Origin of the sequence: Pseudomonas sp. B13(2017), assembly GCF_002113245.1 — a bacterium.
In the GTDB taxonomy this organism is placed as follows: domain Bacteria; phylum Pseudomonadota; class Gammaproteobacteria; order Pseudomonadales; family Pseudomonadaceae; genus Aquipseudomonas; species Aquipseudomonas putida_Z.
The window spans coordinates 203,365-227,999 of record NZ_NEJX01000001.1 but is presented as its reverse complement, the minus strand read 5'-3'; the positions used below and the strand labels follow the sequence as shown (position 1 = coordinate 227,999).

15 protein-coding genes are annotated in these 24,635 nt (G+C 62.5%); 6 read left to right on the top strand and 9 right to left on the bottom strand.

Annotated features, from left to right (window positions below; translation table 11 throughout):
* The first annotated feature begins 194 nt into the window (after positions 1-194).
* Positions 195-1,259 (top strand): uroporphyrinogen decarboxylase, encoded by a 1,065-nt coding sequence (gene hemE, locus CAG44_RS00955; protein WP_085691422.1) that lies wholly within the window; start codon positions 195-197, stop codon positions 1,257-1,259.
* 116 nt (positions 1,260-1,375) lie between these two features.
* Positions 1,376-1,723 carry a NirD/YgiW/YdeI family stress tolerance protein gene (locus tag CAG44_RS00950; RefSeq protein WP_039612521.1) on the top strand — a complete coding sequence of 116 codons (348 nt, stop codon included), beginning with the start codon at positions 1,376-1,378 and terminating at the stop codon, positions 1,721-1,723.
* 100 nt (positions 1,724-1,823) lie between these two features.
* Here the strand turns inward: CAG44_RS00950 and CAG44_RS00945 are convergent, their stop codons facing one another.
* Positions 1,824-3,011 carry an MFS transporter gene (locus CAG44_RS00945; RefSeq protein ID WP_371858526.1) on the bottom strand — a complete coding sequence of 396 codons (1,188 nt, stop codon included), beginning with the start codon at positions 3,009-3,011 and terminating at the stop codon, positions 1,824-1,826.
* 164 nt (positions 3,012-3,175) lie between these two features.
* Between CAG44_RS00945 and CAG44_RS00940 the strand changes: the two genes are divergently transcribed.
* Positions 3,176-4,087 carry a LysR family transcriptional regulator gene (locus CAG44_RS00940; protein WP_085691420.1) on the top strand — a complete coding sequence of 304 codons (912 nt, stop codon included), beginning with the start codon at positions 3,176-3,178 and terminating at the stop codon, positions 4,085-4,087.
* Between the two features lie 166 nt (positions 4,088-4,253).
* On the top strand, positions 4,254-5,027 hold the full coding sequence (locus CAG44_RS00935; protein ID WP_025340949.1) for a ParA family protein: 774 nt from the start codon (positions 4,254-4,256) through the stop codon (positions 5,025-5,027).
* Here the strand turns inward: CAG44_RS00935 and trxC are convergent.
* The 7 genes from trxC to betI form a co-directional block, all read right to left on the bottom strand.
* The gene (trxC, locus tag CAG44_RS00930; RefSeq protein WP_025340948.1) at positions 5,024-5,458 is read right to left on the bottom strand and encodes a thioredoxin TrxC; all 435 of its coding nucleotides are present in this window, start codon (positions 5,456-5,458) and stop codon (positions 5,024-5,026) included. The two genes, CAG44_RS00935 and trxC, sit on opposite strands and share 4 nt — an antisense overlap.
* A gap of 188 nt (positions 5,459-5,646) precedes the next feature.
* Entirely contained in the window at positions 5,647-7,107 is a 1,461-nt protein-coding gene (selO, locus tag CAG44_RS00925) for a protein adenylyltransferase SelO (protein WP_085691419.1), read from the bottom strand.
* Positions 7,108-7,287: 180 nt separating this feature from the next.
* Positions 7,288-10,623, bottom strand: coding sequence for a mechanosensitive channel MscK (gene mscK / locus CAG44_RS00920; RefSeq protein WP_085587750.1), 3,336 nt, complete (start codon positions 10,621-10,623; stop codon positions 7,288-7,290).
* Positions 10,624-10,658: 35 nt separating this feature from the next.
* Positions 10,659-12,401: a potassium/proton antiporter gene (locus CAG44_RS00915; protein WP_085691418.1), complete on the bottom strand. Its 1,743-nt coding sequence runs from the start codon at positions 12,399-12,401 to the stop codon at positions 10,659-10,661.
* Between the two features lie 267 nt (positions 12,402-12,668).
* The gene (gene betA / locus CAG44_RS00910) at positions 12,669-14,366 is read right to left on the bottom strand and encodes a choline dehydrogenase (RefSeq protein WP_085614616.1); all 1,698 of its coding nucleotides are present in this window, start codon (positions 14,364-14,366) and stop codon (positions 12,669-12,671) included.
* Between the two features lie 77 nt (positions 14,367-14,443).
* Positions 14,444-15,916: a betaine-aldehyde dehydrogenase gene (gene betB / locus CAG44_RS00905; protein WP_025340943.1), complete on the bottom strand. Its 1,473-nt coding sequence runs from the start codon at positions 15,914-15,916 to the stop codon at positions 14,444-14,446.
* A 39-nt stretch (positions 15,917-15,955) separates the two neighbouring features.
* The gene (betI, locus tag CAG44_RS00900; protein ID WP_025340942.1) at positions 15,956-16,612 is read right to left on the bottom strand and encodes a transcriptional regulator BetI; all 657 of its coding nucleotides are present in this window, start codon (positions 16,610-16,612) and stop codon (positions 15,956-15,958) included.
* A gap of 533 nt (positions 16,613-17,145) precedes the next feature.
* Between betI and CAG44_RS00895 the strand changes: the two genes are divergently transcribed.
* Positions 17,146-19,092, top strand: coding sequence for a BCCT family transporter (locus CAG44_RS00895; protein ID WP_249352862.1), 1,947 nt, complete (start codon positions 17,146-17,148; stop codon positions 19,090-19,092).
* A gap of 120 nt (positions 19,093-19,212) precedes the next feature.
* Positions 19,213-23,859 (top strand): dermonecrotic toxin domain-containing protein, encoded by a 4,647-nt coding sequence (locus CAG44_RS00890; protein ID WP_085691417.1) that lies wholly within the window; start codon positions 19,213-19,215, stop codon positions 23,857-23,859.
* On the opposite strand, the gene CAG44_RS00885 is transcribed toward CAG44_RS00890, so the two are convergent.
* Positions 23,843-24,631: a divergent polysaccharide deacetylase family protein gene (locus CAG44_RS00885; RefSeq protein WP_085691416.1), complete on the bottom strand. Its 789-nt coding sequence runs from the start codon at positions 24,629-24,631 to the stop codon at positions 23,843-23,845. The genes CAG44_RS00890 and CAG44_RS00885 overlap by 17 nt on opposite strands.
* Positions 24,632-24,635 lie beyond the last annotated feature (4 nt).

Below are 24,635 nucleotides of genomic sequence, written 5' to 3'. Positions count from 1 at the left end.
TCCCACAAGGGCTGCGGCTCACCCTGTGGGAGCTGGCTTGCCGGCGATAGGGCCATCGGCAGCCCCATCATTAGGATTTTGTATACAAAATCTATTGATCCAGGACATACCTATAGAGAAAAGGCACGGCAAACGGCCGTGCCTTTTCTTTGTGCGTCTGAGAAAATGCCCGCACTATTTTTCCGGATGCCGACATGACTGCCCTGAAGAACGATCGTTTCCTGCGTGCACTGCTCAAGCAACCCGTAGACGTCACCCCGGTGTGGATGATGCGCCAGGCCGGCCGCTACCTGCCGGAGTACCGCGCCAGCCGCGCCAAGGCCGGTGACTTCATGAGCCTGTGCATGAACCCGCAGTTCGCCTGCGAGGTCACCCTGCAGCCGCTGGACCGCTACCCGCTGGACGCGGCGATCCTGTTCTCGGACATCCTCACCATCCCCGATGCCATGGGCCTGGGCCTGTACTTCGAAAGCGGCGAAGGCCCGCGTTTCAAGAAGGTCATCAGCACCCCGGCCGACATCGAAGCGCTGCCGATCCCCGACCCGCAGAAAGACCTTGGCTACGTGATGGACGCGGTCAGCACCATCCGCCGCGAGCTCAACGGCCGCGTGCCGCTGATCGGGTTCTCCGGCAGCCCGTGGACCCTGGCCACCTACATGGTCGAAGGCGGCTCGTCGAAGGACTTCCGCAAGACCAAGGCCATGGCCTACGACAACCCGCAGGCCCTGCACCTGCTGCTGGACAAGCTGGCCCAGTCGATCACCAGCTACCTCAACGGCCAGATCCTCGCTGGTGCCCAGGCCGTGCAGATTTTCGACACCTGGGGCGGCAACCTGTCGGCGGCGGCTTACCAGGAGTTCTCCCTGGCCTACATGCGCAAGATCGTCAGCGGCCTGATCCGCGAGCACGAAGGGCGCAAGGTGCCGGTGATCCTGTTCACCAAGAACGGCGGCCTGTGGCTGGAAAGCATCGCCGAAGCCGGCGCCGACGCGCTGGGCCTGGACTGGACCTGCGAGATCGGCGATGCCCGCCGCCGCGTGGGTGACAAGGTGGCGCTGCAGGGCAACATGGACCCGACCGTGCTGTACGCCAAGCCCGAGGCCATCCGCAAGGAAGTGGCGCGTATCCTGGCCAGCTATGGCCACGGCACAGGCCATGTGTTCAACCTGGGCCACGGCATCACACCGGAAGTCGACCCAGAGCACGCCGGCGTGTTCATCAACGCCGTGCATGAGCTGTCGGCGCAATACCATCAGTGAGTTGATCTCTGAACACGAAAGCCCGGCCATGTGCCGGGCTTTTTGTTGCATTAAGTTTTAATTCAGCGATCGTCGTTAATCTGGTCCCATCGAAACCGAAACAGGACCTGTTCCTCATGAAAGCACGTTATCTTGCGTTGATCCTCGCCCCCTTGTTCAGCACTGCTGCCCTGGCTGCCGGCTACACCGGCCCCGGCGCCCAGTCGGTCACCACCGTAGCTGCGGCCAACGATGCTGCCGACGACACCCCAGTGGTGCTGCAAGGCTTCGTGACCAAGAAGATCAACAACGACGACAAGTACGAGTTCAAGGACAACACCGGCACCATCACCGTGGAAATCGATGATGAAGACCTGCCGCCGACGCCGTTCAACGACAAGACCAAGGTCAAGCTGACCGGTGAGGTGGAGAAGCACCTGATGAGCCGGGAAGTGGATGTGGATATGGTCGAGATCATCAACTGATCCGAGATTTTGGGGCTGCTTTGCAGCCCATCGCGACACAAGGCCGCTCCTACAGGGAATTGCGTTCTGCTGTAGGAGCGGCCTTGTGTCGCGATGGGGTTCAGCCCGATTTCGGTGCCAGCCTGCTCAGGTGCAGCGCCACCAGCAACGCCACCGCCAGCAGGCTGCCAATGAACAGCCCGATGCCATTCCAGCCCCACTGGTGCCAGAACACCCCGCCCGCCGTACCGGCCACACTCGACCCGGCGTAATAGCTGAACAGGTACAGCGACGACGCCTGTCCCTTGGCCTTCAATGCCCTGCGGCCGATCCAGCTGCTGGCCACCGAGTGCGCGCCAAAAAAGCCGAAGGTGAACACCAGCATACCGACGATAACCATCACCAGCGGGTTGGCCAGGGTCATCAGCAAGCCACCCGCCATCACCACGATACTGGCCCAGAACACCTTGCGCCGGCCCAGTTTGTCAGCCAGTGCGCCGACCTGCGCCGAGCTGTAGATGCCAGACAGGTACACCACTGACAGCAAGCCGACCAGCGCCTGGTTCATGTGATAGGGCTCGGCCAGCAGGCGGTAGCCGATGTAGTTGAACAGGGTGACGAAGGCGCCCATCAGCAGGAAGGCTTCGAGGAACAGCCAGGGCAGGCCGGCATCCCTGAAGTGCATGACGAAGCCATCCAGCAGGCTGCGTGGGTTCATCGCCTGCGAGCGGAAATTGCGCGACTCGGGCAGCACCTTCCAGAACACCAGCGCCGCCACCAAGGCCAGGCCGCCGATGGTCAGCATCGCCGTGTGCCAGCTGACGAAGTCGATCAGCACGCCGGTGATCAGGCGCCCGCTCATGCCGCCAATGGCGTTGCCTCCGATGTACAGGCCCATGGCCAGGCCAATGTGCTGCGGGTGGATCTCTTCGCTCAGGTAGGTCATCGCCACCGCTGCCAGGCCGCTCAGCGACAGGCCGACCAGGGCACGGGTGGCCAGTACCAGCTCCCAGCTCGGCATCACCGCGCTGGCCAGGGTGGAAAGGGCGGCGCAGGCCAGGGCAAACACCATCACCGGCTTGCGCCCGATGCGGTCGGAGATAGGGCCGGTGATCAGCAGGCCGAACGCCAGCATGGCTGTGGAGACCGACAGCACCAGGCTGCTCTGCGCCGCATTGATGGCAAATTCCTTCGACAGCAACGGCATCATCGGCTGCACGCAGTACAGCAGGGCGAAGGTGGCGAAGCCGCCGCTGAATAGCGCCAGCACGGTCTTCATGAAGGCGGGGGTGCCTTTTTCGATCCACATTTCGTTCAGCGGGGCAGGTTCTGGCTCGGCGGGAAGGGGAGCTACAGCAGTTTTCACGGAGGGTACCTCTGGCGCAATGAAAAAAGCATATAGCTGGCTAATGATTAGATCCAATATATTGTTCGACCTATTTGAGATGTTTTACGACCTGTTTGGAGCTGATCATGGAACTGCGCCATCTGCGTTACTTCATCGCCGTGGCCGAAGAGCTGCATTTTGGCCGCGCCGCCCAGCAGCTGGGCATTTCGCAGCCACCCTTGAGTCAGCAGATCCAGGCGCTGGAGCAGGAACTGGGGGCCCGTCTGTTCGAGCGTACCAACCGTCGGGTCGAGCTGAGCGAGGCGGGGCGGTTGTTCCTCGAGGAAGCCCGCCAGGTGCTGGCGCAGGTGGAAAAGGCCGCCGATGTCGCCCGGCGTGCGCAGTTGGGGGAGCTGGGGGAGATGAAGATCGGCTTTACCTCCTCGGCACCGTTCACCTCGAAGATCCCCAAGGCCATCCACGCGTTTCGCCAGCGCTTCCCGGCGGTGCACCTGAACCTCAAGGAAATGAGCAGTCGCGACGTGGCAGAAGGGGTGTTCGACGAGTCCATCGAGGTCGGGCTGATGCGGCCGATGCCGCTGCCGGAAGGGCTGGTGGCCACCGAGTTGTTTCGCGAGCCGCTGGTGGCAGTGATAAATGCCTCGCATCCATTGGCCGAAGGCACGGAGCATGGCCTGCACATGGCCGCCCTGGCCAATGAGCCGTTCGTGTTCTTCCCGCGCAGCTATGGCAGCGGGTTGCACGCACAGTTGCTGAGCCTGGCGCGCCAGGCGGGTTTCAGCCCGCATTTTGCCCAGGAGGCGGGGGAGGCGATGACCATCATCGGGCTGGTATCGGCAGGGCTTGGGGTATCGGTGCTGCCGGCGTCGTTCCAGCGCATGCGCATCGAGGGGGTGGTCTATCGCACGCTGCTGGATGAAGGGGCGATGTCGGCGGTGTGGCTGGTGCAGCGCGAGCATGGTGGGTCGGCGATGGCACGGGCATTTGCCGAGTTGCTCACAGGGCAGGTGGCTGGCGGGGGCAGTGTAGTTGCCTGATCGGGCCCCGATCGCCGGCAAGCCAGCTCCCACAGGGGACGCGCTTGGCTTGCCGGCGATAGGGCCAGGGCAGGCAGCACAAGGCTGTTGTTCCGGGCAAATGGCACTGGTCATTGCCGCAGCGGCGCCACATACTCGGGCATTCGTTGATACACGGAGGTCAATCATGCGGCGCGTGGTGTTCAATCAGAAAGGTGGTGTGGGCAAGTCGAGCATCGCTTGCAACCTGGCGGCGGTGAGCGCCAGCGAAGGTTATCGGACCCTGCTGATCGACCTGGATGCCCAGGCCAACTCGACCCAGTACCTGACTGGCCTGACCGGCGACGATATCCCCATGGGCATCGCCGACTTCTTCAAGCAAAGCCTGTCCAGCGGGCCGTTCAGCAAGAAGAACCAGGTCGATATCTACGAAACCCCGTTCGACAACCTGCACGTGGTCACCGCCACGGCCGAGCTGGCCGATCTGCAACCGAAGCTTGAGGCGAAGCACAAGATCAACAAGCTGCGTAAGTTGCTCGACGAACTGGACGAGGACTACGAGCGCATTTACATCGATACCCCGCCAGCGCTGAACTTCTATGCGGTTTCCGCACTGATCGCCGCCGATCGCGTGCTGATTCCTTTCGACTGCGACAGCTTCTCACGCCAGGCCCTGTATGGCCTGCTGGCCGAGATCGAAGAACTCAAGGAAGACCACAACGAAGACCTGGTGGTCGAAGGCATCGTGGTCAACCAGTTCCAGTCCCGCGCCAGCCTGCCACAGCAGATGCTCGACGAGCTGCTGGCCGAAGGGCTCCCGGTGCTACCGGTGTACCTGGGCAGCTCGGTGAAGATGCGTGAGTCGCACCATGCCAGCCTTCCGCTGATTCACCTGGAGCCCAGGCACAAGCTGACCCAGCAGTTTGTCGAGTTGCATTCGCTGCTCGAAGAGAACGCTTAGACCCCCTGGCTACGCAACCACTCCAGCAACGACTGGAGTGGAAACGCCCCGGCCTGACGGCTTACTTCACGGCCATTCTTGAACAGCAGCAGGCTGGGGATCGAGCGGATGCCCAGTTGCCCGGCCAGGTTGCGGTTGGCTTCGCTGTCGAGCTTGGCCAGGCGGCAGCGGCCGGCCAGTTGGCGGGCGGCCTGTTCGAAGGTGGGGGCGAAGGATTTGCACGGACCGCACCAATCCGCCCAGATGTCGACCAGCAGTGGCAGGTCGCCTTTGATCTGGCTGGCGTAGCTGGCTTCGGTGAGTTCGAAGGGGGTGCTCAGCAGCACGTCCTGTTTGCAGCGGCCGCATTTCGGCGCGTCGCCCAGGCGCTCGGCGGGCAGGCGGTTGAGGCCGTTGCAGTGGGGGCAGGGGATTACCAGTGGGTCGGACATGTCGATTCCTTGTGTTGTTTGTTCGGGCCCTATCGCCGGCAAGCCAGCTCCCACAGGTACGGCGCAAGCCTTGGGTTGAGCGCCGTGCCTGTGGGAGCGGGTTTACCCGCGAACACCGGCGTAGCCGGTGCCATCTAGCGCGTCGCATTCTTCGCGGGTGAACCCGCTCCCACAGGGTTCGGAGTTGGTCAGGAGGAGCAGCTGATTTCCAGGTGCTTGCCCCATTCCGGCGGTCGCTCGGCATAGCCCTGCATTCCGGCCTGCTCCTCGAACGGGCGGCTCAGCACCTCATGCAGCTGTCGCACTTCACTGTAATCCCCCGCTTCGGCTGCTTCGATGGCTTTCTGTGCCAGGTAGTTGCGCAGCACGTACAGCGGGTTCACCGCATGCATGCGCTCACGCCGCCCTTCGGCATTATCCGCTTCGCGCTCGCAGCGGGCCAGGTAGTCCGCCCCCCAGGCATCGAAACCGGCCAGGTCGATGAAGTCGTCACGCACCACCTTCAGCGCCTCGGCCACGGGCTGATCGCCCAGCTTGCGGAAGAACAGGTTGTAGTCCACACCACCGCTCTGCATGCGCTGCAGCAGGCGCTCGACCAACGCCATGTCGTCGTCTTCCGCAGTGGTCAGGCCCAGGCGCCGGCGCATCAGGTCCAGGTAGTGTGCCTGGTACAGCGGCAGGAACAGGCCCAACGCCTCCTTGAGCGGTTCGACTTCGATCACCGTGGTCAGCGCCTGGGCCAGTGCAATGAGGTTCCAGTGGGCGATCGGTACCTGGTTGGCGTAGCTGTAGCGGCCACGGTCGTCGGAGTGGTTGCAGATGAAGTTGGCGTCGAAGTCGTCGAGGAAGGCGTACGGGCCGAAGTCGAAGGTGATGCCGAGGATCGACATGTTGTCGGTGTTCATCACCCCGTGGCAAAAACCATAGGCCTGCCAGCGTGCGATCAGCTCGGCATTGCGCTCGACGATGGTGCGGAACATGGCCAGATAAGGCTGCTCGGCATCGCGGCATTCGGGGTAGTGCTGCTCCAGCACGTGGTCGATGAGCACGCGCTGCTGTTCTGGCTGCCTGGTGTAGTAGAAGTATTCGAAATGCCCGAAACGCACATGGCTCTGCGCCAGGCGGGTGAGCATGGCCGCGCTTTCGCGGGTTTCGCGCCACACCGGGGTGCTCGAGCCGATCACGCACAGTGCCCGGCTGCTGGGAATGCCCAGGGCGTGCAGGGCCTCGGAGGCGAGGAACTCGCGGATCGAGGAACGCAGCACGGCGCGGCCGTCGCCCATGCGCGAGTAGGGCGTCTGCCCGGCACCCTTGAGGTGCAGGTCCCAGTGCTCGCCCTGGTCATTCAGCACTTCGGCCAGCAGCAGGCCGCGGCCATCACCCAGGCGCGGGTTGTAGGAGCCGAACTGATGGCCGGAATAGACCATCGCCCGCGGGTCGGCCTCTTCCCATAGCTTGTGGCCGCTGAACAGCTCGGCGAAAACCGGCAGCTCTGCCTGGGCCGGGTCGAGGTCGAGCAGCGCCATGGCCGACTCGCTCGCTACCACCAGGCGTGGGTCTGCGATGGGTTCGGGCAGGACCTGGGTGGAGAACGCGTCGCCCAGGCGGGCGAAGCGATTGTCGAAGGTGAGTTGGTCGAGGGCTTTCACGGGCTGCTCCTGGAAGTCGGTACCTAGGGGGCCGCTTTGCGGCCCATCGCCGGCAAGCCAGCTCCCACAGGGGATGTGCAGGACCTGGGTGCGGCAAGGCCCCTGTGGGAGCTGGCTTGCCGGCGATCGAGGGCGAAGCCCTCGCAGGCATTCTGGGCGTTCATGCTCTATGGAGTCCACTCACACAGGTTGAGTGCCATCCGGTTTCGGCTGCTCCACCGGAATCAGCTGCTGTTTGCCGCCCTTCGGATCCATCAGAAACACCTCGACCTGGCGCACCGAGATCTTGATGTTATGCGCCTTGAACTCGCGGTTGATGTAGCGGTTGATCTCGTCCAGCGTCGGGTTGCGGTCACCCAGGTCGCGTACATGCATGCGCAGCTCGTGGTCCAGCGAGCTCTCGCCGAAGTTGAGGAAGTACACGATCGGCTCCGGGTCCTTGAGCACGCGTGGGTTTTCGTGGGCGCCCTTGAGCAGCAGGTCGCGCACCAGGTCCAGGTCCGAGCCATAGTCGATGCCCAGCTTCAGCGTTACCCGGGTGACCGTGTCGGTCAGCGACCAGTTGATCAGCTGACCGGTGATGAAGGTCTTGTTGGGGACGATGATGTCCTTGCGGTCGAAGTCGGTGATGGTGGTGGCGCGGATGCGGATCTTGCTCACCGTGCCCGACAGGTTGCCGATGGTAATGGTGTCGCCAATCCGCACCGGGCGCTCGAACAGGATCATGATGCCGGAGATGAAGTTGGCGAAGATCTCCTGCATGCCGAAGCCCAGGCCCACCGACAGCGCGGCCACCAGCCATTGCAGCTTGTCCCAGCTGACCCCGAGGGTCGACAGGGTACTGACGATACCGACGCCGACGATGACATAGGACAGCAAGGTAGTAGTGGCATACGCACTGCCCTGGGCCAGGTTGAGCCGCGACAGCACCAGGACTTCGAGCAGGCCGGGCAAGTTCCGTCCTAGCGCGAAGGTGATGCCGATGATGACCAGCGCACCGAGGAAGTCGCCCAGGCTGATCGGCACCATGCTGGCGGTGGCACCGGTGCCGCTGGAGTACTCGTACAGGGTGAAATTGTTGAGGTAGGCGAACACCGAAATCAGGTCCGACCACACCCAGTACAGGCCGGCGATGAAGCCGCCGAGCAGGGCCAGGCGGATCAGGCGCAGCGACTGCTGGTTGACCTGCTCGATGTCCAGGGTCGGCTCTTCGGTGATGACTTCGCCATCCAGCCCTTCCTTGGCCGCCGCCCGCTTGCTCAGCGCGCGCTGGTAGGCCAGGCGCCGTGCCGCCACCGACAGACCACGCACGAACGCGGCTTCGATCACCAGCCAGAACAGCAGCAGGTACAGGGTGTAGATCAGCCGGTCGGTAAGTTTCAGTGCGGTGTAGTAGTAGCCGAAGCACACGGCCACGAACAGGGCGATGGGCAGGGCGGTGAAGGCCACGCCCACGGCCTTGCGGAACAGCGAGGTGTCGCGGTGCGCCGGGCTGCTGAGCAGCAGGCGGCTGAGCAGCCAGGCCATCAGTGCGTAGCAGGTCAGTACCACGCCGATACCCAGCACATCATCGGCCAGCGCCGAAGGCTGATGTTCGGCCACTGCCACCACGCCGACCAGTGCCAGTACCACGGTGCCCAGGCGACGCACCCAGCCACGCAGGAACTCGACCTGCGGCTTGTGCCAGCGGAAGTGGATTTCCGCCACGCCGCCCGGGGCGAGGATGCGGTAGGCGGTGTAGAACACCAGCCAGGCCTGGGCCAGTTGCCAGAGGGCGGCGCCGAGGTTGGCATTCTGCCCGCGGGCGTCGATCTGCAGGGCGTAGCTGCACAGGGCCAGGCCCAGGCTGACCGGCATCGCCAGCAGGATGTTGATGAGGATCGCCTGTGGCGTGTGCCACTGGCTGTCACGGCGGAAGTGGCCGATGTCCTGGTGCACCTTGCCCAGCCGTTGGTACAGGTATTTGCGCCGCCACAGCAGGGCGCCGATCACCAGCAGCAAGGGCAGGAACAGCAGGGGGCGCTGGCCCAGCCCATCGGCCAGTTCCTTGAGGCCCGAACCCCAGGGCAGGCTGGCTACCTGGTCGGCGAAGCGTGCCGGCACCAGGCTCAGCCATTCCCAGTCCAGTGGCTTGTTGCTGGGAATCCAGAACATCTGCTCTTCGAGCGTGGTGCGCAAGCCCTGGGCGGTGCCGAGCAGCTGCTTCTGGTTGAGCTGCAAGGTGATCGATTCGTTGAGCAGTGCCGACAGCTCCCGGCTGAGGCGTTCGAGCAGGTCGACGCGGGTAATCATCACCTCCAGCAGCGCCTTGCGCAGCTGAGGGGTAACCTGCTCCTGCGGCTGGCCGAGCAGCAGGTTGTCGACGTACGCGGCGGGGCTGCTCATCTGCTCGCGTTGCTGGTTCACTTCGAACTGGTAAAGACGGATATCGGCGATCTGGTCAGCCAGGTCGCGGTCGACTTTCAGGTGCGGCAGGGCCTGCTTCTGCTTGTAGAGGATCTTGGACAGCAGCAGGCTGCCCTTGAGCACGCTGATCTGTTCGTCCAGGGCCTGGTCGGCCTGGGTCAGGCTGTCTAGCTGCTGCTTGCTGCGCAGGTTCTGCTGGGTCAGCTCGTTGAGACGGTCGGTGCTCTTGAGCAGGTAGTCGGACAGTTTCAGGTTGGCAGCGCTTTCGTTGGCCAGCAGGGTGCTGCCGCCGGCTTTCTGCGCTTCGATCGACTGCTGGGTGACCGCCTGTTGCGACTGGGCCAGGCGTTTTTCGTTGATCAGCGATTGCAGGTCCTGGATTTCCTGCTCCATTCGTGTGGCGCGCTCGATCAGCAGGTCGTGACGGGCATTGCCCAGGTCCTGCAGCAGGCCGTTGCCAGCCAGTTCCTGGCGGCGCAACGAGGTCAGGGCATTTAGCGACGCCAGCTCGGCATTGAGCCTGTTGCGTTGGTCGCTGTTGAGCGGCTTGCCGTTCTCCTTGCCGCTCTTGAGGCTGAGGTTGATCTGCTGGGTACGTGTCTGGTTGTTGCTGATTTCTGCCTGAGCCCGCTCTGGGCGGGTCTGCGAGTTGATGATCAGGCTGTTGGCATCCGACAGTGCCTTTTGCAGTTCGCCTTGTTGCGTACTGCGCTCGCTGAGCATCTGCTCCAGCTGTGGCACGTTCAGGGTGGCGTAGCGTTGGGCCACCGGCAGTGGCTTGCTGGCCTTGAGCTTGATCAGCTCGCGCTGGCTGTCGGCGGTTTCCTTGGGCGCGCCAGCCAATTGCTGCTTGAGTGCCTCAAGCTTCTTTTCGCTGTCTTCCTTGCTGAGCAGCAGTGCCAAGGTCTGTTCCAGCACCTGTTGCTGGGCCTTCTGCTCCGGTGTCTGTTGCGCAGCCTTGGGGTCGGCCTCGGCACCCTTGGGCTGGGAAATCTTGTTCAGGCTGCTCTGGATGCTGGTCGTGGTGGGAAGCTCGGCCGCACCAGCGGCGAACGAGAGAGACAGGCACAGCCCGAGCAGGGCTGTGCGGAGGTACACGCGCAGGGACATAGGCAGACTACTTGTGGATCCGGCAGAAACGAAGTTTAGAGGAACAATCCTGGTCCGGGTCGCGTTCCTTCGGGGAATCTGACGCCTACTTTCTGGATCTTGTTCCCGTCCATGGTGGCCACGGTCCAGACCGTGCCATGCCATTCGACCTGGTCACCTACTACTGGAGCGCCTCCGACCTTCTGTCGGATGAACTGGGCCAGCGGCATTTTCGCGTCCAGGCCGTCGAGTTTCAGGCCGTACAACGCTGCCACCGCACCCAGTTCGGCATCGCCTTCGAGCACGAAGTCGCCGAAGAAACGCAGGTCGAGGCCACGTTGTGGCGCCTGGCTGAACAGTTTGCCCAGGGCCGGCAGGTTATGTTCGTGGCCGATCACGCAGAGCATGTCGCCTACTTCCAGTACCGTACTGCCGGACGGGTGCAGCAGCTGCTCGCCCCGGAACAGCGCGGCGATCCGCGTGCCTTCGGGCATTTTCAACTCGCGCAGGGCGGCGCCGATGCACCATTTTTCGGCGCCCAGGCGGTAGACGAACATTTCCCACTCGCTGGTAATGTGCACTTCCAGGGCGGAGCGGGAGATTGGTGCCGGGTCTGGCGGTACTGTCACTTTCAACAGCTTGGCCATCCACGGCAGGCTGGTGCCTTGCACAAGCAGCGACACCAGCACGATGAAGAAGGCCAGGTTGAAGAACAGCTGGGCGTCCGGCAGGCCGGCCATCAGCGGGAACACCGCGAGGATGATCGGTACCGCACCGCGCAGGCCGACCCAGGAGATGAAGCCCTTTTCGCGGCCATGGAAAGCCTTGAACGGCAGCAGGGCGGCGACCACCGACAGCGGCCGCGCCACCAGGATCATCCACAGCGCCAGGCCCAGCGCCGGCAGGGCGATGGGTAGCAGGTCGTGGGGCGTGACCAGCAGCCCCAGCACCAGGAACATGCCGATCTGCGCCAGCCAGGCCATGCCGTCGAGCATATGCAGGATGCCGTGGCGGCTGCGGATCGGCTTGTTGCCCAGCACCAGGCCGCACAGGTACACGGCAAGGAAGCCGCTGCCGTGCAGGGCATTGGTCAGCGAGAACACCACCAGGCCGCCGGCGATCACCAGGATGGGGTACAGACCGCCAGCCAGCTTGATGCGGTTGACCAGTTGCAGCATCAGCCAGCCGCCGCCCAGGCCCAGCAGCCCGCCGATGCCGAACTCGCGCAGCAGGTGGGTGAGCAGGCTCCAGTGCAGGCCGGTCTGGCCGCTGGCGATCATGTCGATCAGGGTGACGGTGAGGAACACTGCCATCGGGTCGTTGCTGCCCGACTCGATCTCCAGGGTGGCGGTGACCCGCTCGTTCAGGCCTTTGCCGCCGAGCAGCGAGAACACCGCCGCGGCGTCGGTAGAGCCGACGATGGCGCCGATCAGCAGGCCCTGGATCAGGCTCAGGTCGAACAGCCAGGCGGCGACCAGGCCGGTGAGGGCGGTGGTGATCATCACGCCGATGGTGGCCAGCGACAGCGCCGGCCACAGCGCCACGCGGAAGCTTGCCACCCGCGTGCGCAGGCCGCCGTCAAGCAGGATCACGGCCAGCGCCAGGTTGCCCACCAGGTAGGCGGTCGGGTAGTTGTTGAAGATGATGCCGCCACCATCGACCCCGGCGACCATGCCGACGGCGAGGATGATGACCAGGATAGGGATGCCCAGGCGCGACGACAGCGAACTGACCAGGATACTTGCGCCCACCAGCAATGCGCCGATCAGGAACAGGCTGTTGATGGTGCTTGCATCCAAAGGCAGGTACTCCGGGGACCGCAGGGGGGAGGGGACTTGATAGCATGACGCTAGCAGGTCGCGTGCCAAATGATTCTAACCTGATGAATTGGCAGGCTGTAAAGCGTTTCTGCAGATGAAAAAAAGGCACCGCGGTGGGTGCCTTTTCTGGTGTTGCCTGGGTGGGCCTCTTCGCGGGCGCGCCCGCTCCCACAGGTGAATCACAAATCTCAAGTTCTGTGAGAATCCTGTGGGAGCGGGCATGCCCGCGAAAGGGCCGGTGCAGGTTTACGCCTGCTTGACCTCACGCATCGGCTTGCCCTTCACCGGTGCATCGCCAGCCACGTAGTACTTGGCGGTGCTGCGCGGCAGCGGCTTGCGGCCACGGATCTTGTCCGAGATTTTCTCGGCGATCATGATCGTGGTGGCGTTGAGGTTGCCGGTGATGATCAGCGGCATGATCGACGCATCGACCACGCGCAGGCCCTTCATGCCATGCACGCGGCCTTCGCCGTCGACCACCGCCATGTCGTCGGTGCCCATCTTGCACGAGCAGGACGGGTGGAAGGCGGTTTCGGCGTGCTCGCGGATGAACTTGTCCAGCTCTTCATCGGTTTGCACGTGCGCGCCCGGGCTGATCTCACGGCCACGATACGGGTCCAGTGCCGGCTGGGCCATGATTTCGCGGGTCAGGCGGATGCCGTCACGGAATTCCTGCCAGTCCTGCTCGGTGGACATGTAGTTGAACAGGATGCTCGGGTGTTGGCGCGGGTCCTTCGACTTGGCCTGGATGCGGCCGCGAGCAGGCGAGCGCATGGAACCCATATGCGCCTGGAAGCCGTGTTCTTTCACGCCGTTGGAGCCGTTGTAGTTAATGGCCACCGGCAGGAAGTGGTACTGGATGTTCGGCCACTTGAATTCAGGGCGGGTACGAATGAAACCACCGGCCTCGAACTGGTTGCTGGCGCCGATGCCGGTGCCGTTGAACATCCACTCGGCACCAATGGCCGGCTGGTTCCACCACAGCAGCGACGGGTACAGCGACACCGGCTGGGTGCAAGCGTACTGCAGGTACAGTTCCAGGTGGTCCTGCAGGTTTTCGCCAACGCCCGGCAGGTCGTGCACCACCGGGATGTCGAGGCTTTCCAGCAGGGCGCGCGGGCCGACGCCGGAGCGCTGCAGCAGTTGCGGCGAAGCGATGGCGCCGGAGCTGACGATCACTTCCTTGCGGGCGCGGGCTTCAACGCGCTCTTCGCTGTCACCGACCAGGTAGGTCACGCCGATGGCGCGCTTGCCGTCGAACAGCACGCGGTCAGTCAGGGCGTGGGTGACGATGGTCAGGTTCGGGCGCTTCTTGGCCTGGTCCAGGTAGCCACGGGCGGTGCTGGAACGGCGGCCGTTCTTGGTCACCGAACGGTCCATCGGGCCGAAGCCTTCCTGCTGGTAGCCGTTAAGGTCTTCGGTGCGCGGGTAACCGGCCTGCACGCCGGCCTCGACCATGGCGTGGAACAGCGGGTTATTGCCAGCCTTTGGCGTGGCAACGCTGACCGGGCCTTCGCCACCGTGGTAGTCGTTCGGGCCGATGTCGCGGGTTTCGGCTTTACGGAAGTACGGCAGGCAGTCCAGGTAGGTCCAGTCTTCCAGGCCTGGCAGTTCTGCCCAGCCGTCGAAGTCCATGGCGTTACCGCGGATGTAGCACATGCCGTTGATCAGCGACGAGCCGCCCAGGCCCTTGCCGCGGCCACATTCCATGCGGCGGCCGTCCATGTACGGCTCCGGGTCGGTCTCGTAGGCCCAGTTGTAGCGGCGGCCCTGCAGCGGGAAGGCCAGGGCGGCCGGCATCTGGGTGCGGAAGTCGAAGCGGTAGTCGGGGCCACCGGCCTCCAGCAGCAGTACGGTGACGCCGGCGTCTTCGGTCAGGCGGGTCGCCAGGGTGTTACCGGCCGAGCCGGCACCGACGATGATGTAATCGAATTCTTGGGACATGAAAGTACCCTCGTGTTGGCGGTGATCAGGGAGCGGGAACGCCCGTGCGCAGCGGCACGGGCGGGGCTATACAGGGTTTAGAAAACCGAGTTGTAGCCGCCCAGCTCGACCTGGACCGACTTGATGCGAGTGTATTGAGCCAGCGAGCTGACGCCGTTCTCACGGCCGACGCCCGACTGCTTGTAGCCACCGACTGGCATTTCGGCCGGCGATTCGCCCCAGGCGTTGATCCAGCAGATACCGGCTTCCAGCTTGTGGATGATGCGGTGGGCGCGGGTGATGTCGTTGGTGCAGACACCGGCGGCCAGGCCGTACTCGGTGTCGTTGGCACGACGGATGACTTCTTCTTCGGTTTCGTAGGTGAGGATGCTCATCACCGGGCCGAAGATCTCTTCCTTGACGATGGTCATGTCGTCGGTGCAGTCGGTGAACACGGTCGGGGCCACGAAGGCGCCCTTGGCGAAATCACCAGCGGTCAGACGCTCGCCACCGCACAGCACGCGGGCACCCTCTTCCTTGCCCTTGGCGATGTAGCCAAGCACGCTTTCCATGTGCTGGAAGCTGACCAGCGGGCCGAAGTTGGTGTTTTCGTCTTCCGGGTTGCCAGCGCGGATGCGGGCAACGCGCTCGACGATCTTGGCCTCGAAGGCAGCTTTCATTTCAGCCGGGATGAACACGCGGGTGCCGTTGGTGCAAACCTGGCCCGAGCTGTAGAAGTTGGCCATCATGGCGATGTCGGCGGCCTTGTCCAGGTCGGCGTCGGCGCAGATGATCAGTGGCGACTTGCCGCCCAGTTCCATGGTGACTTCCTTGAGCGACGAGCTCGAGGCGCTGGCCATGACCTTCTTGCCGGTGGTGGTGCCGCCGGTGAAGGAGACTTTTTCGATGCGTGGGTGCTCGGTCAGCCAGGTGCCGACTTCGCGGCCGCTGCCGGTCAGGACGTTGAACACGCCGTTCGGCAGGCCGGCTTCGGTGTAGATCTCGGCCAGTTTCAGGGTGGTCAGCGAGGTGACTTCCGACGGCTTGAAGATCATCGCGTTGCCGGCGGCCAGGGCCGGGGCGGATTTCCACAGGGCGATCTGGATCGGGTAGTTCCAGGCGCCGATACCGGCGGTCACGCCCAGCGGCTCGCGGCGGGTGTAGACGAAGGACGATTCACGCAGCGGGATCTGCTCGCCTTCGATGGCCGGAACCAGGCCAGCGTAGTACTCCAGCACGTCGGCGCCGGTGACGATGTCGACGTAGCGGGTTTCCGAGTACGACTTGCCGGTGTCCAGGGTTTCCAGCATGGCCAGCTCGTCGTTGCGCTCGCGCAGGATCTCGACGGCGCGGCGCAGGATGCGCGAACGTTGCATGGCGGTCATCGCGGCCCAGACTTTCTGGCCACGCTCGGCGCTTTCGACGGCCTTCTCGACGTCAGCCTCGGTGGCACGTTGCACGTGGGCGAGGACTTCGCCGGTAGCCGGGTTGATGGCTTCGAAGGTGGCATCGCTGCCAGCGTCGACGTAAGCGCCATCAATGTAGAGTTTTTGCGTTCCGAAACGGGCCATAGTGTCCTCGCAAGTGCAGTGTGTGGTTTGGCTTGCGCGTCACGCTCCTGCCGGGTTGGCAAGGGCCGTGCGCGTTGGTTCAGCGGCCTGGTCGTTTGTACCCAGGGTGTGCTGTTTAGCCAGTTGTAGATCCATGTATTCGTAAGCAATCCGTATCGCCTGGTCGGTGTCGAATGCATCCCCCGACAGGGCGCCACGCAGCCACAAGCCGTCGATCAAAGCTGCCAGGCCGCGGGCTGCCTTGCGCGCATGGTAGAGCGGCAGGGCGCGGCGGAACTGGCAGCACAGGTTGGAATACAAGCGGTGGTCGTTGATCCGCTGCAACCTGTGCAAATCGGGCTGGTGCATGCTGGAAGCCCAGAAGGCCAACCAGGTTTTCATCGCCGGGCCGTTCACCTGGCTGGCATCGAAGTTGCCCTCGATGATCACTTTCAGGTGGGCGCGCGGGCTGTCGTCCGTCAGGGCCTGGCGACGTGCTCTGACACCTTCGTTGAGCATGTTCATGATGTAACCCATCGTCGCTGCGATCAGGCCGTTCTTGTCCCGAAAGTAGTGACTGATGATGCCGTTCGACACACCGGCCAAACGGGCAATCAGCGCAATGCTGGCGTCGCCCAGTCCGACCTGATCGACCGCCTGCAACGTGGCTTCGATCAACTGCTGGCGGCGGATGGGTTGCATACCGACCTTGGGCATCTTGCTATCTCCTCAGGCCTGCGAGCAGACGACGGGCGGCTGACTCGGCGAAGGCCAGTCTATTTTGTTTTGATTGAACGTTCAATCAATAAAGAATAAGCTCTGCGACAATTTGTGCCATTGACAGTTTTTCAGGCGGTCGAGAAGGCACGGATTGACACCCCAGGAAATCGCGTAACCCCCGGAATACAAGGCGTTGACGGGCATGAGCGATGCGAAATGCAGATTCTGCCGTGCGGTCATGGACCCTGCGGCGGGCCCTTGGAGCGGGCGGGGTGATCTGTGACGAATGCGCGCACCTCGGCTGAGGCGTGGCATTTGCAGCAGGCCACCTGTCTGTTTTTTTGCAACGTATCGATTCGGGATCACGGTTTCCAGGGTGCTTTTATAACACCTGATGCAGTGGGGATATTCCACCAATTGCTCGGGAAAGACTGATTAGCCTCCACAGCCGTACTGCCCGGAGCATTCGTGCAATGAGTTCTGCCTCACTTACCAACCCTCCGGCCGAGAGGGTACGGGTCAACCGCGTGGTGTTCTTCACCTCCGCGCTGATGATCCTCGTTCTGACTGCCTTGCTTATCGCTGTACCCGAAACCGCCGGCCAGGTGCTGGGCGTGGCCCAGAAATGGCTTACGCGCACCTTCGGCTGGTACTACATGCTGGTAATCGGCGGTTACCTGCTGTTCGTCATCTACCTGGCCTTCTCCGACTACGGCAAGCTCAAGCTTGGCGGCAAGGATGACCAGCCCGACTTCAGCTATGGCGCCTGGGCCGGCATGCTGTTCTCCTCCGGTATCGGCATTTCGCTGCTGTACTTCGGCGCTTCCGAGCCGCTGGACCACTACTTCAACCCACCGGAAGGCACCTCTGCCAGCCTCGACGCAGCGCGCCAGGGCCTGCAGCTGACCTTTCTGCACTGGGGCCTGCATGGCTGGGCGATCTACGCGCTGGTCGGCCTGGCCGTGGGTTACTTCGCCTACCGCCACAACCAGCCGCTGGCCCTGCGCTCGGCGCTGTACCCGCTGGTGGGTGAGCGTTGGGTCAAGGGTGCGGCCGGCAATGCCGTGGACATCTTCGGCATGTTCGTCACCCTGCTGGGCCTGGTGACCAACCTGGGCATCGGTTCGATGCAGGTGGCCTCCGGCCTGGAATACCTGTTCGGCATGGACCACAGCAAGACCAACCTGCTGGTGGTGATCCTGGTCATGGCCGGCGTTGCCACCGTGGCGGCGGTCTCTGGTGTGGAAAACGGCATTCGCCGCCTGTCCAACCTGAACATCATGCTGTTCAGTGGCCTGTTGATCTTCGTCCTGCTGGGCGGCGAAACCCTGCACCTGCTCAACGGCTTCGTGCAGAACATCGGCGACTACCTCAACGGCATCGTGCTGAAAACCTTCGACCTCTATGTGTATGAAGGCGAAGCCGGCAAGTCCGAGCGCTGGCTGGGCCTGTGGACCGTGTTCTACTGGGCCTGGTGGATCTCCTGGGGCCCGTTCGTCGGCATGTTCATTGCCCGTATCTCCAAGGGCCGCACCGTGCGCCAACTGGTCAGCGGCGTGTTGCTGATCCCGCTGGGCTTCACCCTGGCCTGGCTGTCGATCTTCGGCAACACCGCGCTGGACCTGGTGATCAACCAGGGCGCCGTGGAGCTGGGCAAGACCGCCCTGGAGCAGCCGTCGATGTCGATCTACCAGCTGCTGGAATACTTCCCGGCGGCCAAGATCGTGATCGGTGTAGCGGTGTTCGTCGGCTTCGTGCTGTTCCTCACCCCGGCCGACTCCGGCGCGGTGATGATGGCCAACCTGTCGTGCAAAGGCGGCAAGGTCGACGAAGACGCCCCGCACTGGATGGTGGTGTTCTGGTCGGTGGTCATCACCTTGGTCACCATCGGCCTGCTGTTCGCCGGTAACTTCGAAGCCATGCAGACCATGGTAGTGCTGGCGGGCCTGCCATTCTCGGTGGTGCTGGTGCTGTTCATGTTCGGCCTGTACAAGGCCATGAAACAGGACGTGGCGGTCGAGCAGGAACGTGCCGAGCTGGCCGCCCGTGGCCGTCGTGGCTTCAGCGAGCGCCTGACCCAGCTGGAACTGCAGCCGACCCAGGCCGTGGTGCAGCGTTTCATGGACAAGCAGGTCAGCCCGGCGCTGAAAGAAGCCGCCGCGCAGTTGCAGACCCTGGGCTTCGAGGTGGAAACCCGGGTTGGCCAGTCGCGCAACATGATGGGCCTGCGGGTGATGATGGAAGAGGGCAACCCGTTCGTCTATGAAGTGAGCCTGGATGGCTACCTGGCCGCGCCGAGCGAAGCACCGGTGGAAGGTGAGCCGGAAGTGCGTCAGCGCTTCTACCGCGCCGAGGTGTACCTGCACGATGGCAGCCAGGAGTACGACCTGATGGGCTTTGCGCCGGAGCAGATCGTGCGTGATGTGCTGGATCAGTTCGAAAGCCACCGCCAGTTGCTGGGGCGTGTTTACAGCTGATTCTTGAGCGACGAGGAGGCCCTGCAAGACGCAGGGCCTTTTTCATGGGCAAGCAATAATTAGCCCGGGCGTCGTACAAGTTTGCTTCAGCCTGCCGGTTTTCTTCCGGAGGCATGCTTCATGAAACGTTCCGCTATTTCCACATTCGATTTTCAGTACGCAGCAGCCAGTCAGTTCAGTGATCGGCCGACATTGCGGCAGGTGACCAGCGAGAAGCTGTGGACCGTGCTGCTGGGGAAGCTGCCCTGGCTTGCCTTTGTAAAGCCTGCTCTGTCCAACGCGGACCCTATCATGCTGGATAGTCCCGATCCCAGCACGCCTTACTGGGGCACGCAACCGCTGGTCGACCGTGTGCTCCAGGCATTGCTCGAAGCACAGCCGCTGGACATCGAGCCTGTCAGTGAGCGGCATCACAATCTTGCACTAACCTCCTCATATCGTTTTCCTGGCTCGGACAGCGCGTTCGACACCCGCCAACTGAGCGGCATGTCCGATGCGCTCGACGAACTGGTAAAGCAGTTGCCACGGCTTTTCTGCGAGGCACAGCTCGAATACTGGAATGCCAAGGGCAGTGCAGGGGTGAGCCGTGACCAGTGGTTGCAACTGCTGCTCAGGACTGCACTCTTGCGTGGCCTGCCTCTGCAAGGGCTGGATGTTCAGGAGCAGGCCTGCATTCGCGGATTGATCCGCGGTGGTGCTGCCCAGCCATCGGTCTGTTTCGTGAAAGCCAGCCTGACTTGTGGGTCGATTCAATACGACCAGATGCTCAGTCACCTGCTGGTCACTGGCGATTACGATGAGCGGCAGGTAGTGCTCTGGTGCGCGCCGTCCGGTATCACGCGCAGCTTCGCTTCCCTGGCTGATTTCGGCGAAGCGTTGCGCAACGAACTGGCGCAGCACTACAGTTTTCAGAGCATGTCGTGGACGCGTCAGCCGGTTGAGGGCAACGTCTTTGCCCAGCAGGTTTCGCTGTTGCTTGAGTCCATGTTCCAGTCTTTCGACCTGATGCGCTTCAGTGGCTTGTCCGATGTGGCGGCAATGGAGAGGCGTTTCGCCGACCTGAGCGACCCGGCGGCCTGGTTCGTACGCTACGAAGACGACACGCCAGCCACCATGGCCCCGCCAGGGCTCAGGGCCAGTGCTCCCCAGGACAGCTTTGCCTGTCGCGCCGCGTTGTTGCAGCTCGCCCTTGACCAGTTGGATGCCGAGGGTGTTTCGGTGCTGGACGGCATCCAGTCATTGACGGCGTACACCGCGCAGCAACTGAGCGAGCAGATGAAAAAGGAGCACGGGGACGAAACCTCTCCAGATCACCTGCTTCTCGACCTGTATATCGCTCGGGGTGTGCCTGGCGGCGCTGCGACAGGTGCCGGCGGCGGCGAGCCACTGGCGTTCGTGGGTACCAAGTCGCTTACCGAATTTGCTATCGGTAACCTTGCTTCGCTCAAGGGCGCGGAGATCAAAAAGGTCAGCCATCGAAAGGGCATCACGCCCCCGAAGTGGCTGGATGCCAATGCTGCGAAGCGACTGGTGACCCAGGTAGACATTGGTGGCCGTTACCCAGCCTATGTTGCCGAACAGTTCGATGATCAGGCCATGCGCGCCGAGCGCATCGTGCGTTTGGCCAGGGAATGGCGAAGCGCGTTTCTTTCCAGCGCCCTTTCGGCCAGGCTCGATGCGAAAGTCTCCGAGGTGGGCCTACAGTGCGTGGTCGATTTTTGCGCAGGTCATCAGGACTCCTTGGTTCCGCGCATGTCCTTGATCCCCCTGGCCTTCAGGCGCAGCCGTCATTCGCGCAAGATAGACGATGTGCGTGGCATGTACTTGCTGTTCTGCGCCGAGCCGGCAAAAGTTCTGGTGTACCGCCCGCTATATCGACAGGACACGGTTCGCGAGTACGCAAGCCTTGAGGCCTTGCTTGCACATATTCGTGAGTCGGCTCTCTTCCAAGGGAGCATTCTTGACTGGATCGATCCGACCGCGCGCGACGTATATGCAGAGGGTGGTTTCAGCGAGCCGCACATTGTGAGTATTGGTCTCGACCCTTATACGCTCCCGGCCAAGCCGGAGCCGGCGATGCTCGATCTGAAGCTGTGGCGCAACAAGGTTGACGAGAAAATCTACCAGGCCAACCGAGATCTGCTGGTCGAGCTGGCAGGGCTGGAATCGGTATCTGACGCCGAGAGCCGCTGGCAGCTCCTGTGCGAAGGCGCCTGGCTGTTGTTCGATGTGGTGACTCAGGCGATACGCGGTCCGGTCGCGTCTGTGGCCTGGTTGGTACAGTTTCTGGCTTCGCTGCAAAACGACTTGACCGCGTTGGAGAAGGGTGGTGAGTTCGATCGGTCCGCGGCAGTGGCCGACTTGCTGCTCAACCTTGGGATGACGCTGCTGCATGCCCATCAACCGAAGCAGGGGACAGTGCCCACAAGGCGCCTGCCTGATGTATCACTGTTCGAAGGGCCTGACCTGCAAAACGGCGCGTTTGCCGAACTTGCTATCGAGGCGCGTGAAGAGCCGGAAGGCAAACTAGGCGAACTGGGCAGCCAGGTGCTTGATTTTTCCTGGCGCGGCCAACATGGGTTCAACTGGCTACCCGCGCAACAGCGGCAAAGGTTGCAAGCCATGCGCTCCAGCGTCTCTGTCAATGGGTTGAAGCCTTTGACTGCGGGCGATGGTGAAGGCCTGTACCAGATCGATAAGAACTACTATGCGGCCATGGCTGGTGACCTCTATAGCGTGGAGTTGCTGGCTGAGGGAGTTCGGGTAGTCGATGCGACTGGCGGTTACGGACCCTGGCTGGCATTTGTCGATGGGGCTTGGCGGGTGGATACGAAACTGCGCCTTGCGGGAGGGGCTCCCGGCCCCAGGACTTTGGTATCGGCCCGATTCAAGAAACTCTACGAACGCGTCGTCCAGTTGGATGCGGAAATCCCGGAGTTGAAGTCGACGGTTCAGGTAGTCACCCAGCAGATGACGGCTTTGCACCAGAGCCTTACCAAAATAGACGAGTTGAAGGTAAAGGCGCAGGAGGATGTGAATTCGGCCCCGGCAGGTACCGATACGACAGCACTCCGCTCATTGATCGCGCAGTTTGAACAACGAGCAATGAAAGCGCGGGAGAGCATAGCCCAGCAACGTGAGCAAATCGTTTCGCAGCTTGAAGAGGCCATCAGCAAGGAAGACGAACAGCTAAAGCTGTTGATCACGATGGCAGAACCCAAATATGCCACGCAACGCCAGAAGGATGGGTTGGATGAGCCGGTTGCCGAGCATGAAAAGAATGCCCGCACAGAGCTGATTCGCGATTGTGTGTTCGTTTACAACGAGCTGTGGAGCCTTACGGACTATCCGCAACTTGCCGCGCTGCAACGGGCTATCGATGGGAAGCCATTGGCAGAAGTCGGCGAACAATATGCTGCGTTTCGTATCAAGCTGGAGAATGTGGTGGACTACCAGGACCGCATGCTCGCCATACGAGTGCACCTGGACAATTTGCTGGCCGAGTCGCCGGTTGACCTCGTCATACCTTCCAACCCCCCTGGCGACCATCGCACAGTGGGGCATCTGATCGACGAAAGACCGTTCTCGACCGTGCAGATGCGCTTCCATCAGGTGCAGAACCTGGCAGACCTGGCCTTGCACCTCAATGCTCCCGGCGGCCTTCAGACAGTCGCCCGCTACCGGGACGAACTGGTCAGCATGGCCTTGCGCAATGCCGCAGAGACTCACGGGGAGCTTGACTTCGCCAATCTGTCGGCAGATGACCGCATCGTGATCTTGCAAGAGGCATGGGATGAGTACTCTGCTGCATTACTCAATAGTGCCCGCATTCTTCGCGAAGGTGGCGACCTTATCGAACCCGCAATGCTCGAGCGGTATCGCAACCATGTAGAGCAACTGAAGGAAGATGCGGGAAAGCGGTTGGTTGCCGCGATCTCGGAGCAGGAGGGTGGAACGGTCGCGCAAAAGCGCACGCCCTACAAGGTGTCTACCGAAGAGCAGCGAGTGGTGCGCAACCTTGCTGGACAATTGATGATCGGTGTGGAAAGGACGGTAGACGAAAGCCAGATCGTGGAAGTGCGCGAGACGTTCAGTGAAGAAGTACTGGCAACCTTCGACCTGGTGGATGGGGAATGGCGACAGCGGGAAAACAAGCGCCCTTCATTGGCGGACGAAGCTACTCCAACAGATCTGCCCAAGTGGGTACAGGCGCTTCAGGACGAGAGCGGTTCCGTGCGAACGCGGGCCGAGGACTTTATCAAGTCCCACATCAAAGGGGCGTTGCTCGAGGAGTTGTTCGATCAGCAGCTGGGAAAGCTGAATCAGGCGCTCATTGTGGTGCGTGATGCTGGTGGAAACGACGAGCTGGTCAGGACGCTGGAACTGGAATTGAAAGAACTGGGAGGGGATAAGAAACAGCAAATGACCAATCTCTATACCCGCACCATTTATCCGTCGGCCGAAGGTTTACAGTATCTTCACAAAGAGAACCTGATACAGGTTGAATATGTGAATCGGCGCACTATGCAGGATGGCAGTGCATTTGACGAATACCGGATCCTGAGTCTACCGAGTAAGAAAAGCCTTTGGGTTGCGCACTTCCATTTGCGCTCGCTAGACGCTAACGCTGATGATTTCACGGTGGGTCACCTCAAGACTTGGAAGCAGCGCAGTTTGAGTAGCCAGGCCGCTGCAGCCGCGGGCCAGCGGGTGCACAGGGGAAGACTTACGCTGGCCGAGGCCCGAGGAATCATTCCTTTCCGTTGAGCCTGCCAACGGGGGCAGTGGGGTGGTGCCTGACATGTGCAGGCATCGTCTGATTGCCCCGCTCGGCAATCATCTGTTCCAGGCCGATCAGCTCTACGCCCTGGCGCTTCAGCCGGGGCAGTTCGCGTTCGAGCACTTCGAGGGTTTGCGGATAAGGGTGGCCGATCAGCACGGCTGAGCCTTGTTTGCGAGCCAGTTCGACCCCGTGCTGCAATTCGCTGCCGATGGCCTCGACCGTACGTACGTTGTCCAGAAAGACATCGCGGGATACCTGTGCCAGGCCCTGGGCCTGAGCTTGGAATGCGGCTACCGTGGCAGCGCTGGTGCGGCTGTCGACAAAGAACAGGTGCCTGCGTTGCAGGTCAGCCATCAGCATCGCCATTGCTTCGGGTTCGGCGGTCATGCGGCTGCCCATGTGGTTATTGATGCCGACTGCGCACGGCACCTGCGCCAAGGCGGCGTCCAGGCGCCGGGCCAGCTCCGGCAGAGGCGTGCCGGGGTGCCACGCGTAAGGGCCGGTGGCCGGGTCCATGGGCATGTGCAGGATCACCGTCTTGCCGGCCTTGTGCGCCTGACGGGCGAACGTTGTGGCATGCGGGGTGTCGGGCATGATCGCCATGGTCACCGGGCCGGGCAGGGCCAAGGTACGGCTGTCGCGCTCGCTGCTCTGGCCCAGGTCGTCGATGATGATGCTCATGTAGGCCTTGCCGGCCGGCGCCGCTTGCGCGACCCCGGCCATCAGGCAGAACAGCAGACACAGCAGATAACGCATGGGG